This is a genomic window from Pedobacter nyackensis, assembly GCF_032678475.1.
In the GTDB taxonomy this organism is placed as follows: Bacteria; Bacteroidota; Bacteroidia; order Sphingobacteriales; family Sphingobacteriaceae; genus Pedobacter; species Pedobacter nyackensis_A.
The window spans coordinates 217,272-230,125 of record NZ_JAVTSF010000008.1 but is presented as its reverse complement, the minus strand read 5'-3'; the positions used below and the strand labels follow the sequence as shown (position 1 = coordinate 230,125).

The 12,854-nt window shown below is 38.5% G+C and carries 10 protein-coding genes; 9 read left to right on the top strand and 1 reads right to left on the bottom strand.

What is annotated here, in order from left to right; genetic code table 11:
• Window positions 1-5: 5 nt before the first annotated feature.
• The 6 genes from R2Q84_RS22580 (at window position 6) to R2Q84_RS22555 (ending at window position 8,474) form a co-directional block, all read left to right on the top strand.
• Window positions 6-1,916, top strand: coding sequence for a RagB/SusD family nutrient uptake outer membrane protein (locus R2Q84_RS22580; RefSeq protein ID WP_316818869.1), 1,911 nt, complete (start codon window positions 6-8; stop codon window positions 1,914-1,916).
• Window positions 1,917-1,944: 28 nt separating this feature from the next.
• Entirely contained in the window at window positions 1,945-3,180 is a 1,236-nt protein-coding gene (locus R2Q84_RS22575; RefSeq protein ID WP_316818868.1) for a DUF4959 domain-containing protein, read from the top strand.
• A gap of 26 nt (window positions 3,181-3,206) precedes the next feature.
• Complete coding sequence (locus R2Q84_RS22570; protein WP_316818867.1) at window positions 3,207-4,415, top strand: DUF4998 domain-containing protein; 1,209 nt, start codon at window positions 3,207-3,209, stop codon at window positions 4,413-4,415.
• A gap of 40 nt (window positions 4,416-4,455) precedes the next feature.
• The gene (locus R2Q84_RS22565; RefSeq protein WP_316818866.1) at window positions 4,456-5,940 is read left to right on the top strand and encodes an alpha-L-fucosidase; all 1,485 of its coding nucleotides are present in this window, start codon (window positions 4,456-4,458) and stop codon (window positions 5,938-5,940) included.
• Between the two features lie 206 nt (window positions 5,941-6,146).
• The gene (locus tag R2Q84_RS22560; protein ID WP_316818865.1) at window positions 6,147-7,265 is read left to right on the top strand and encodes a site-specific integrase; all 1,119 of its coding nucleotides are present in this window, start codon (window positions 6,147-6,149) and stop codon (window positions 7,263-7,265) included.
• A 156-nt stretch (window positions 7,266-7,421) separates the two neighbouring features.
• The gene (locus R2Q84_RS22555) at window positions 7,422-8,474 is read left to right on the top strand and encodes a hypothetical protein (RefSeq protein WP_316818864.1); all 1,053 of its coding nucleotides are present in this window, start codon (window positions 7,422-7,424) and stop codon (window positions 8,472-8,474) included.
• A gap of 399 nt (window positions 8,475-8,873) precedes the next feature.
• Here R2Q84_RS22555 and R2Q84_RS25265 read toward each other — a convergent pair whose 3' ends face one another.
• Entirely contained in the window at window positions 8,874-8,960 is an 87-nt protein-coding gene (locus R2Q84_RS25265) for a hypothetical protein (protein ID WP_410478435.1), read from the bottom strand.
• 169 nt (window positions 8,961-9,129) lie between these two features.
• Between R2Q84_RS25265 and R2Q84_RS22545 the strand changes: the two genes are divergently transcribed.
• From R2Q84_RS22545 to R2Q84_RS22535, 3 genes are all read left to right on the top strand, one after another.
• Complete coding sequence (locus R2Q84_RS22545; protein WP_316818862.1) at window positions 9,130-10,938, top strand: hypothetical protein; 1,809 nt, start codon at window positions 9,130-9,132, stop codon at window positions 10,936-10,938.
• A 436-nt stretch (window positions 10,939-11,374) separates the two neighbouring features.
• Window positions 11,375-11,851: a hypothetical protein gene (locus R2Q84_RS22540; RefSeq protein WP_316818861.1), complete on the top strand. Its 477-nt coding sequence runs from the start codon at window positions 11,375-11,377 to the stop codon at window positions 11,849-11,851.
• Between the two features lie 464 nt (window positions 11,852-12,315).
• A complete protein-coding gene (locus R2Q84_RS22535) occupies window positions 12,316-12,846 on the top strand; it encodes a hypothetical protein (protein WP_316818860.1) in 531 nt (176 codons plus the stop codon).
• Window positions 12,847-12,854 lie beyond the last annotated feature (8 nt).

Here is a 12,854-nt window from a genome sequence, read left to right as displayed (position 1 = left end):
AAGTTATGAAAACCTACTATAGATATTTGTGCATTGTTATTTTATCATTGAGCTGCTTTTCTTGTAAAAAGTTCCTTGACGTTACTCCTGATGGAGTGGGTACAATAGATTATGCATTTAGAAATAGAAATGAAGCAGAGAATTATCTGTTTACCTGTTACCATACGCTACAACAATTAGATGTTTCGATCTACAATCCTGGGTTCACAACCTCGGCAGAAATAATTTTTCCAGATAACCTGACGAGTAATTACGGACTTGATCCAATTGGATTTCATCTGATCAGGGGAAGTCAGAACAGTAGCGATCCAGTTCTTAATAACTGGGATGGAAGTAGTGGTGGACAGCCCATTTGGAAAGCCATAAGGAGATGCAATATTATGTTAGAGAATATTGATAAGCCAATCGACCTGAGTGATAGTGAAAAGCGGAGATGGATAGCAGAGGTAAAGTTCCTGAAGGCTTATTATCACTTCTATATGTTGAAAATGTATGGGCCAATTCCGATTATGGACATCAATTCACCTATTAACAGTTCTGAAGAAGCAGTCAAAGTAAAAAGAAAGCCAGTTGATGAGGTGGTAAACTACATTGTAAGTTTACTGAATGAAGCTGCACCGGATTTACCGAATGCAATTACTAATTCAATACAGGAATTGGGCCGTATTACCAGACCAATCGGACTCGCTGTAAAAGCACAAGTGTTGGCTACAGCAGCTAGCCCGCTTTACAACGGTAATCCTGACTATGCATCTTTAAAAGATAAAGATGGTACGAGTCTTTTTAATCCTGTTTATGATCCTAAGAAATGGGATGCTGCGGCGCTGGCTTGTTTTGAAGCAATTAAAGCAAGTGAAGATAATGGTGCCCGTCTTCATAAATTTGTAATTCCAGCAAACATTGCCAGATTAAACGATTCACTGAAAACAGTACTGGATTTGCAAACTACAATCACTGAAAAGTGGGATTTAAATGCCGAATTGATTTGGGCGTTGAATCCCGAATTTAAATTTCAGGATTTGTGTGGTCCCAGGTTGACACAAAATGCTGCTGTATCGCTTGTCTTTCTAGGCACTTTTGCTATTCCTATCTCTCAACAGGAATTATTTTATACCCACAATGGTGTACCCATTAACGAAGATAAGACCTGGGATTATGCCAATCGTTATGACTTACGCAGTGGGGATCATGCCAACCGCTTCTTTATTGCAGATGGTTACGAAACAGTTAAGGCTCATTTTAATAGGGAATCCCGTTTCTATGCGGCAATTGCATTTGACGGTGGAACCTGGTTTGGTAATGGTAATTTTGACCAGGAAAAACAGCAATTCGTTCAAGGAAAAGGAAGTGCTTCCTATGCAGGACCGCTTGACAATACAAGAATCAACGTCACAGGTTACTGGCCTAAAAAACTAGTCAGCTATTTAACTGTCCATGATATGACTGCAAGCATATCTGGGTTTCATTTACCGATGATTAGACTAGCTGGTCTGTATTTGTTATATGCAGAATGTTTAAATGAACAGGCAAAACCTGCCACAGAGGTAGTGCCATATCTTGATAAAGTTAGAGAAAGAGCTGGTTTACACGGTGTTGTCGAAGCCTGGACAAACTATTCCAGGACCCCCGCAAAATATACAACAAAAGATGGTATGCGGCAGATTATACATCAGGAAACCAGAATTGAGCTTGCGTTTGAAGGACAGGGTGGTTGGGACTTACGTCGCTGGAAAGAACTGCAAGTGGTTCTTAGTAAACCGATGCAAGGCTGGAATACTTATGAAAAAGATGGTTTGAACTATTACAAACAACGGAATGTCGTGATACCTGTGTTTAATGTAAGGAACTATTTATGGCCCATCAGTGATAATGCCTTGATTGGGAATAGCAATCTCGTTCAAAATACAGGATGGTAGTATTGATAGATAGTTAAAGAAAAAAGATATGAAAAATATAAAATATTACTTCATCCTGCTGTTCATCGGTCTGATAACTGTTGGTATGCTTTCTTGTGCAAAGGACGATGGGGAAAGAGAACCTGTTTCTAAAGATATGACCAAACCGGATGTGGTTACAAATCTTAAAGTAGACAATTATAAAGGAGGTGCAAACATTACTTATGACCTGCCTGCATCGGAAAACATATTGTATGTCTTAGCCAGATACGAAATCAGAAATGGGGTTTCCAGAGAAACAAAATCCTCTTATTATACGGATACCATTACTGTTGAAGGTTTTGCTAAAGCGCAGGAATATGAGGTTACGCTATATACCGTGTCCAGAGCAAATGTGATGTCTGATCCGGTTAAAGTAAAGGTGAGCCCTAAGAAACCTGTGTTTAGGGAAGTGAGGGATGGGTTGGCACTTACAGCAGATTTTGGAGGTATTAATGTCAAAACGGTGAATAGCTCAAAAAAAGAAATCGGGATTTTATTGCTTACTTACGACCCTTCAACAAAAGCAATGGAGATTCAAGATCAATATTATACACGGGATGAGCAGGTTGACTACTCTATACGAGGCTTCAATGCAGATCCACGCGATTTTGCCGTGTGTGTAATTGATAAATATGGCAATGTTTCTGATACGCTCCAAGTAAAACTGAGTCCGCTCTTTGAAGAGATGTTGAAAAAAAGCTTGTTCACGGAGAATAGGTTGCCTTTAGACACTAAGCTATATACTGCGAATAACTGGCCTGTTTCGGGAGTCTGGGATGGGGTTACGGATCTCAGTGCCCCCGGTTGGCATACACTACCAGGCGAATCCCCTCCTTTTACAATGACTTTTAATGTGGGGCGCAGCTACCAGTTGAGCCGGTTTGTTTTATGGGAGCGTTCGGGCGAATATGCTTATGGGCATGGAAATCCTAAAGTATTTTCTTTATGGGGTTCTAATGCAAGAAATCCTGCAGATGTGCAGCTACCGGTTTCTGCACCTGAAGGTACAGTTCTGGGCGATTGGATCAATTTAGGTAATTATAACTATCCAATGCCACCTTCTGGTCTTTCTCCGTCTAGTGTCAACGCATCTGATCGGGCATTTGTAGAAGCGGGGGTGAACTTCAACGTGAAGCCAGGTACGCCCCCGGTTCATTTTCTTAGGGTAGCTGTTGCACAAACCTGGAGTGGGGGAACTATTTGTCACTTTATGGAAATTTCACTTTATGGTAGCCCCCAGTAGGTGATCATCTCATTAAATATAGATATATGAAAGCTTTTAAATATATATGCGTTGGGCTATTTGTCACAATCATACTCTACGCTTGTCAGAAAGGTAATCTGGCTACAGACTACAAAGATTTTTTGCATGGTCGCGAAAATATTTACACCGGGGTAGTATCAAAGGTAATTGTGCAGCCCGGCAATTTACAAATTGGACTGAAATGGAAGGCAAGTACCGACCCTTCCATCACTAAATACGTAGTGTACTACAATAATAAAGCTGATTCTCAAATTGTAAATGTGAGCGGTAGACCGGATACAATCAGAACAACAATCAAAGGCCTGGCTGAATACAGTTATTCCTTTACCATTCGTTCTTTTGATGCAAAAGGAAATAGCTCCATTCCTTTTGAGGTCAACAATGCTAAGGTGTATGGCCCGATTTATTCGCGAAATCTGATCAACCGTGGTTATGATGTATCTAATCCTTATGAGTTAAATAGTAACGGGACTTTAAAGTTGAACTTTGTTAAACCCGATACCATTAACACAAAAACGATGATCAGTTATACCAATGCGGCAGGTAAGGCGAGTACTGCAATCTTGTTGGCAAAGGACGAATCAATTGTGTTGCCTAGTTATAAATTGCAGACTGAAATCAGTTATAAATCATATTATATACCTGAACGAACCGCAATAGATACTTTTGAAGTCGCTAATGCTACGATGTTTCCTACGGTTTATTCCTATTTAGAATGCGATAAATCGTTGTTTAGTGCTGTGTCTTTGCCTTTTGATGTATTTGCTGAATTTGATACAAGCTTTGGTAAGCTTTGGGATGGTAGTGTTGGGCCGAAGGCCTACCCGGAAATATTCCATTCTAACCTATCGACATTGCCTCATCATTTTACTTTCGATTTGGGAAAAGTTTACAGCAATCTGGTACGAATGGAGGAGACCGGAAGAACTGTAGAGCACAATCCACTTAACTTCGAAGTATGGGGAATAGACGATTTGAGCGGCGCTAATATCACTGTGCCTGGAACGGATGCTGGTTGGGCAACGCAGATGACTGCTAAAGGCTGGACATTACTCAAGGACTGTGTAAGAACGGATGATGGTGTGTCACCGATGAGATTCGAGCTGAATTCAAATCCGCCGCCTGTTCGTTACATTAGAATAAGAGTGAAGTCGACATTTAGTGGCCAGAATTATAGTAATATTAGTGAGATCACTTTTTGGAATAAAGAATAATATATAACACACACGATTATAAATCAACAAATAAAACCTAATGATCAAATGGTTGAAACAAAAACTGGTACTTACGATATTCGTTTGTGCCAGTTGTCTGGCTTCCAGTGCGCAACAAATTTCTAAACTTCAAATGACCCAGGTAAAGCGTGGGTATGGCATGTTTATCCATTTTGGTTTGAATACCTTTAACCAGATAGAATGGTCAGATGGGAAACTACCACTTTCTTCCTATAATCCTGATCGGCTAGATCCCGATAGTTGGGTGAAAATTGCGAAAGAAGCTGGTTTTAAATATGTGATATTGGTGACGAAGCATCACGAAGGTTTTGCTCTCTGGGATAGTAAGTACACAGACTATGACGTAGCTGGTACTCCGGTTAAAACCGACGTTGTTGCTGAGGTGGCTAAAGCATGCAAAAAGTATGGACTTGAACTAGGACTATACTACTCCTTATGGGATCGTTATGAGAAAACACATGATTTAAAAGATCCGAAACCGTATGTAGATTTCATGAAAAATCAACTTACTGAACTATTAACCAATTATGGGCAGGTCTGCGAACTTTGGTTTGACGGCGCCTGGGCAAAAAATGATGAAGACTGGAATATTCCTGAAGTGTATAAACACATCAAATCTTTACAGCCAAACTGCCTCGTAACGGTAAACCATACGATTTCAATAGATGGGAAGCCTGGCACCACAAGAGCACCGGTAGACCAACAAAAAGGAGATAAAATTCGCTTCTGGCCTGTTGATTTCAGAAGTAAAGATCCAAATTTAGCCAGATGGGATGACCCTAAAGTATTTGACCATCAAGGTAAAGAAGTGTACCTGATGTTCGAGCACACACTGTGTTTATCTAATCGTTGGAATTGGTTTCAGAAGCGTGGAAATGTACCGCCTCGAGAATTAGATGAGCTGGAAGAGCTATTTTATTGGACAACAGCAAACGATAACATTATGATTTTAAATGTTCCGCCAGATGAACATGGACAAATAAAAACACTGGAGAAAAATAGAATCTTTGAGCTGGCCGACCGTTTGGGTATCCGAGGTGGAGGAAAACTCCCCGCAGGTCCGACTAATTTATCTTTTAAAATGTCTGCTATTCCAACCAATACCAGTGCTGGTAAAGGACAGGAAATAACAAACATCAACGATTATAGCTTAGAGACTTATTGGACGGCTGGAGACAGCACTACATCTGTGGAGATCGACTTATTAGAGACTAAAGCCATCAACAGGGTTTCTATCTTTGAGCAGCCAAATGATATTAATCTCCCAGATGGATTTTCTACACTTAAAAAATTCCATGTGAAGCAATTTTCTGTGGAACTGTTGTTGAATGGTAAATGGGAGACGGTTTTCATGGGCGATCAAATAGGTGCTTGTAAAATCATCCGGTTACCTAATGTATTCAATACCAGAAAAGTCAGATTAAATATATTACGTTCAGATGCGATCCCTTCCATCCAACACATAGGCATATCAAATGATACACAAAAAAAATACAGAAAATAAACGTGGGGATGAATACTAAGGTAATTCTGATAAAACCGCTTTAAACGTAAAAAAGCCCACTTTTCAGTGGGCTTTTTTCAGTAGCGGGGAGCAGGATCGAACTGCCGACCTCAGGGTTATGAAGCAAGGCTTTTAAGACAAAAACGCTGAAGTTATACTATGTAGAGGGATTAAAAGTGCATTTAAACTCTTAAAATGCGCCAAAGATGTTTACAGAACCTAAAATTGTTACAAGTGATGATTTAAATACCCGTTCATACATTACTTTCTATTATGATGAAGTTAGATACAGGGAGTATAATGGGAAGAAGCTTAATTTGGATATTAGCCCCAATTATGCTAAGACAGTTAAGGAAAAGAACCGATTGCTATTAAACTTACAGCACGAGTTTACTAAAGCACTCAACTCGGGATGGTCGCCCGTAAAGGTTAAGGCTTTAAAGTTTACAAGTCTAAAAGATGGACTAAATCAAATATTGATTAATAAATTGGCATCTGACTATAGTAAAACATACAAACGAGATTTAGAGAAGGTGTATAATCAATTTATCGCTCATTTGCCCACATCAATATTAAATCAAGCGCCTAAGTATCTTACATACAGTGATGTCGAAGGGTTTTTTAATCAATTTAGAAGTTCTAATCGCCACTATATGAATAAACGGACTACATTGTCTGTCTTTTTCTCCGAGATGCAAAGAAAAGAACTTATCAGTGCCAATCTGATAGCAAGAACACCGAGAGCTAAAGCAAAGGCTGTACTTCATGAGACGTTCACAAATGATGAATTAAAACAAGTATTGGGCTATCTTGAAAGTCATTATCCGAATCTACATTTGTGTTGCCTGATAACCTACGGTTGTTTTCTTCGACCACATAGAGAAGTTAGGTCTTTAAATCTTAATCACTTTCGTAACGATTATGCTGAGATTCATTTGTCTGGCTATGAGAACAAGAGCGGAAAAATAAGAAAGGTGTTTGTACCAGAGTACATAAGAGTTATTTTAAGAATAAGATTGCAGAATGTCGAAGATGGGAAAGCAAACATATTTACGTTGACCGAGCAGCCTTTTAATGACGACTACTTTAAAACCCAATGGTCGAGGGCAAAAGCTGAAATGACTAAAGCAGGTATAATTAAACCATTGCAGACTATTTATTCATTTAGACATACGGCGGCTGTAAATGTTTATAGGAAAACCAAAGACTTACATATATTGCGACAGCTACTTGGACATTCAGATATGATAGTGACCCTTAATTATCTCCGAGGTCTAGGAGAGTCGGACAATGACCATTTGAGGGATGTTATGCCGGAACTATAATTTTTTTGCTTATAAGAAGTCAGGTGGGCTGGTGGAGTTTACTTATTCTATCAGCTCTAACCATCTGAGCTACCCTGACCGTTCAAGTTAATTTAACTTTGAAATCCAAAAAGTTGTACCTTCCCCTTAATTATAGATACCCTGACAGAAATTTGGATGAAACTTAAAGCGGACGATAACATAATAGAGATTAGGCCAGATTTAGAATTTGCAAATCAACTCATAGTTGACGAGTTGCAACGCAAAAGTTTATATCACAGGCTGCACCCTACGATTACTGATGTAATTGGTGATATTGTAGTTGGAGAAATAAAAATTGATGAGAGCTCAGAGCCATTTAGGTTCATGGGAGGTAACGATAGGGTTCTGCATTACAATGGAAAAATCACCGAGCTATACAATGAATTGTGCAATATAGTTGAAAAGCATAAACAATACATCCCATCGTTAAATCTGCAATCAGTAGACAGTCTCCTATTTACGACGTTGTTCAGTTGGAGCGAATCCTCAGAACGTCATGGGAATAATAATAAGCTCTCGTATCTGGACGAACTGATTGGACTTTATCTAAGCCTAAAGAAAAAGAAAGTTGTTATGGGTAAGGAGGCAGCACAGCTATTGGACGAGAAAAGTAGGGCCATGGGATTTGATAGGTTGACAACCGATACACAAGAGCAGCTTATTGGGGATAATAATGTCAAAGCGGAAGCTAGGCATGTCGGTGGATTGGGAGTTAACAAGCTTGTCTATATTCCATCGGATATGGATATCATAATTGCAGATAGAAGTGGTCGAGAAGGTATCGTAGTCCCCGAGCGCATATCAAACAAGATATATAAACTGATACTGAAAGAAATTGTAGAAGAACATCAGCGTAACGATACCACCTTTTATATCAAGCTCTGTACTGACGATTTTAGTAGCATCGAACTTGAGAGCAGAAGCATGTTCAGAAGAAGCAAAAAGAACGTCAAACTACTAAACTATTTAATCCTATTGATGGACAGATGTATCGTACAATCAAATCGCTTTGAAATAATAAAGAAGCACAGATATGTACTAATCTATGATATTTTACGGGCATTACGCTATATCGATTATAATCACCCAACACGGGAAGATAAGTACACTTACATCAGAACGACTGTAAGAGACAATACTCAAGAAAACCTTGCAAAATCCTACGGGGAAAAGCAACTTTACCGATAAACTACCGATTTAAACTTATTTTAAATTTATTAGCCTAATAGTCAGCGAACTATTAGGCTTTTATTGTTTATGTCCAATTCCACTTTACGCTTCTTAATCCCCGAAGCTCCTTTGTGTCAATTCTTAGGAAGGAGGTTGTCTCTCACCGTAAAGAGAGTAAAATTAATAATAAATCATTAAGTGATGCTAGATAAAAGCAAAACTCTAAACCCACTTCTTGCAAAGTTCAAGAAGACTAACTCTACAAAGAAGACAGTAGAGCATTTATTAACCGTTGAAGAAGTAGCAAACAAATACTTTAAAAGCGTAACCAAATTGCACATTGAGAAGTATGTGCAGACATTACGTCCTCAAGAAGTCGAAGACTTCAAGAAGTTGTTTGCTGCTTTTAAAAGTGGTTTACGGTTTACAAACCGAGTTTATCAAGGTGTAGATAAAGGTGGAAGACCGTATATCTACCCTAAATTCTTCTCGCCTAAAGGTGATGTTGAATGTAAAATCTTTCCACTTGGAAAGCTAACTACAATGATGGCTGACTATCAGGCTGGAAAGTTTGCCATCAACTTTAAGGCTGAGGATTTAGTAGAACACTTGTTTAACCGTTAACAATGAGTATAGGGTGTGGGCAACTGCACCCTATCTAATAAACACAGAGATGATGAAAGAAGTTACTATAAAAGTACCCAAGACTATAAAGTATATAACTGAGCTATCAAGATTCAAAGATGGCTTTCCCAACAATAAGATATATATCAAGACACTTCCTGGCTGGGGAGCGACACATGGAGAGGTAAAGATATTTCCACGTCATTCCATCTGTGTAAATCCGCATGTGCCAGTAATAGAAGAAAAGGAAAAAGCATTGGAGAACGGAATACCCAAGTACCCCAACATGCTTGTTGTCTACGATAAGGTTACTGAAAATGATGTAAAGAAATACTTAGAGAACGATATTGAGTGGAAAAAGATACTCTGTACACCAGAAGCGTATCTTAAAAAGGTAAAGCCAGCGATAGAGAATTCGACGTTTGATTTGTACAAAGACTTCTATATGTTGTTGGATGAGTGCGATAAAATCATTAAAGATGTAAATTACAGGGTAATGATTGAAGCCCCGATGGATGATTTCTTTACATTCAAAAACAAAGGGATGATATCAGCAACGGCATTGATACCGAGCGACCCACGATTTGATGAGCATGGATTTGAAATTTACAGGATTGTACCCGATTATGATTATTCGCAGGACTTGGCACTTGTTATGACAAATAACATCATTGCTTCGCTTGAAAGGATAGCACACGATAATCCTAATGAGAGGTTCTTTATTTTCATAAACTCTGCCACCCATATACATGCCATCATAAAGGCATTGGGCATTAGTAAAGAAAGCAAAGTGTACTGTTCACTCAAAAGTGTAAGAAAGTTAAGAAGAGAGGGCTTTGAGAATGCAGCCCACAAGTTAGAAGATTATCCAAGGTTTATATTCTTTACTTCACGTTATTTTACCGCTGTAGATATCTTTCTGAATGAAAAGCCTATAGTAGTGATGATTACAGATATATATGATGAGAAAACATTGTTAGACCCCTATACTGATAATGTGCAGATTGTTGGACGGGCAAGAAATGGTGTTAAAGCTATTTATCATGTTGCAGGAACAAATCCAGAGTTAGATACCATTGACGAAGCACTTGTTCGCAATTATCTGATGGATAGTTATGCCACTTATCAAGATGTAAAAGGATTAGGCAAGCAAACCAATACGTTAGGGGGGATAGCAACTATTGGAGAGTGTCTAAGTGGAGCAGAAATAAAGGCTATCATAAGAGAAGACGGTTCCTTGAATTACAATAGAATTGACAACTATATGCATGATAATAATCTAAAGATTGCCTATAAATCACAAGCAAACCTGCTTAGTGCTTATAGTAAGGTGGGTAATTTTAAAGTTAATCTACAAAAAGAAAATTATGATGCTACACATCGGCAAATGTTGACAGATTATAAAAAGGAGGCATTTAAGGAAAGGTGCAAGAATGTGGCGCAGATGATTGACGTATGGAGACGACCGATTACGAAAGACGGCAAAATGAGATTTACGCTTGGAGATTTTCTTAGTACCCTAGAAAAGGAAAACCCTGGTATCAGTGATTATTATAACAAATTAGGTTATGATAGAATGGAGAAATGTGGATTTGATAAGCGTAGAATGGACAGAGAACTGACTAAATTAGTTAAAAACAATAAGTTTAATGACCCCAATGTAAGAAGAGAGGTGCACCATTCATTTAGTCTATTGATTCCTGTCGAGGATGATAATGCTCGAATTAGATTAACTCAGATATATATAAGGAATGGGTATAATGAAGAAGCGAAAGCATCTCACTTGGATAAATTCTTTAAATGCGGTAAGAGTACAAAGAGAGGTAAGCATATTAGAGTACCTAACAGCATTATTTAACGGGGTAAGGAATCCAAAAAAGTTACATCAATGTCTATATATAGATGTCTTGACAAAAAAATGGATTGATAGATTGAACAAATAATATAGATTAAGGGGGGGCGTGTCTCCCTTTTTCGTTTTAAGGTACTAGGCCTAAAAATCACCCCTCCCGTACCTCTCATTGAAGCTATCTGTCCTACGATCTCAGTGGGTAGCCGGAGCAGGCCATTTTTCTTCTTCTTTAAAAGTAAAAATATTGACCTAATAATACATAACACTAGTGCCTGAAATTTGTTTTCCTGAGTGATAGCCGCCCTCGGCAGCAGTTTAGATATCAGCCCCCGGTATTGCTCTTGATGGAGATGAAAAGGAATAAAAGCGACCTATTGCAGGTTTCTAAGTCCGTTTTCCAAAATCAATTCACAGAGTAAAATACTTTTTAAAATCAGAAAGAATGAAAGAATTCCTACCACGTCAGACAAAAACGATAACTGACCCGGATTACAGGCCATTACCTTCCAATTACGTTAAGGCAAAGAAGCGTGACAATCCAATGCAGAAGGTCAATGAGAATATTGAATATCAATACTTCAAAGTAATTGAAAGGATTAAGAAGCTGTACGCCACGCTACCTAATGAATCAGATAGGTTGGTTTATCAGAAAGACCATACAAAAGAAAAGATTAGCCCTTGTGGCGTTTACACCTTTATTACCTCACATTGTTTCCTTTATTTTGAAGTTGATGTGCTATTACGTTACAGGGTAGAATACCAGTTGCATAACTGTCCAGTAGAAAAGGAAGTGCTATTGCTGTTAAAACCTCTAATTGCTAACAGCTATGCATCGGAGAAAGTCCGGCATCCGGATTTTGCAGAGTTCTTTAAACGGGTTAAAGAAGTGCAGCCGGAGCATTTATTTCAGCAATTATAGTCAAATCACATTTAGTGCCTGCTGTCGATTGATAGTGGGCATTTCTTCTTTATAAGCAAACCTAGTATCGTAAACGGGACGAACACTCCTTTACTTTTAAAGAAGCAGGAAGAATGGTAAACAAACAATAAGTAGAAAGATTGCCTTGTAAGTGCGGTTCTTTTCCTTAAACTTCATTAGCTTTGTGTAAACTAAAAGCGGAGGAACGCAATATAGAATATACTACATAATATAGAATTACATTATTTAAGATATAAGCGTTAGCTTTTTCAACTTGTAACTGGAACCTAGGAAATTCAAGAGTAAAACAAGATGGATTAGACTGATGCCCACGCCATAAGCGTAGGGCACGGCCTATTCTGTTTACTCGCCTCCTAGGGCTCCAGTTCAGATGATGGTTGTTGTCCCTGCGCTTATTGTGTTTATTAAAAGTCGAATTGGGACTGTCGGCGTCATTTAAGACAATGAGTGTTAACCTAGAAATATCAAACCTATGGCATCAATTAAGTGCCGACTCGTATCAATTAGCTTCGTTAGAAGATTTGCAATTTAGCAGTTTACAGAAGTCAGCACTAGTTAATAAGATTACACAGACTGCTAGACGAATTAAACACCTTCAAACGCAACCATCTTATGATGGTACAAAACTATTAAAACTTCCCACTGGTAATCAGGTTGCAGCCGACATTGCAATATTTGGTGCGATGAATTTTCTTGCTGAAATGGGCTTAAAACTCGATTTCAAGCCAACAGAGAACACCGCTTCTAAGCGCTCCACAATTGTTAAAGACAAAGGTACTGATGTAGGCAGCATCATTGGAGGAGTTGTCGTAGGCGCTTTTAGCACATGGGCTTTTATTTACTCATTAATAGCATTTATTAACAGTAGTATTGGAAAAGTTGACGTTGCAACTGGTGTTACTCTCGGTATAATATTACTGCCAATTTCATTGGCTGGATTTTTCCTCACCTACATACTATTCACAAACAAATAATAAATCAA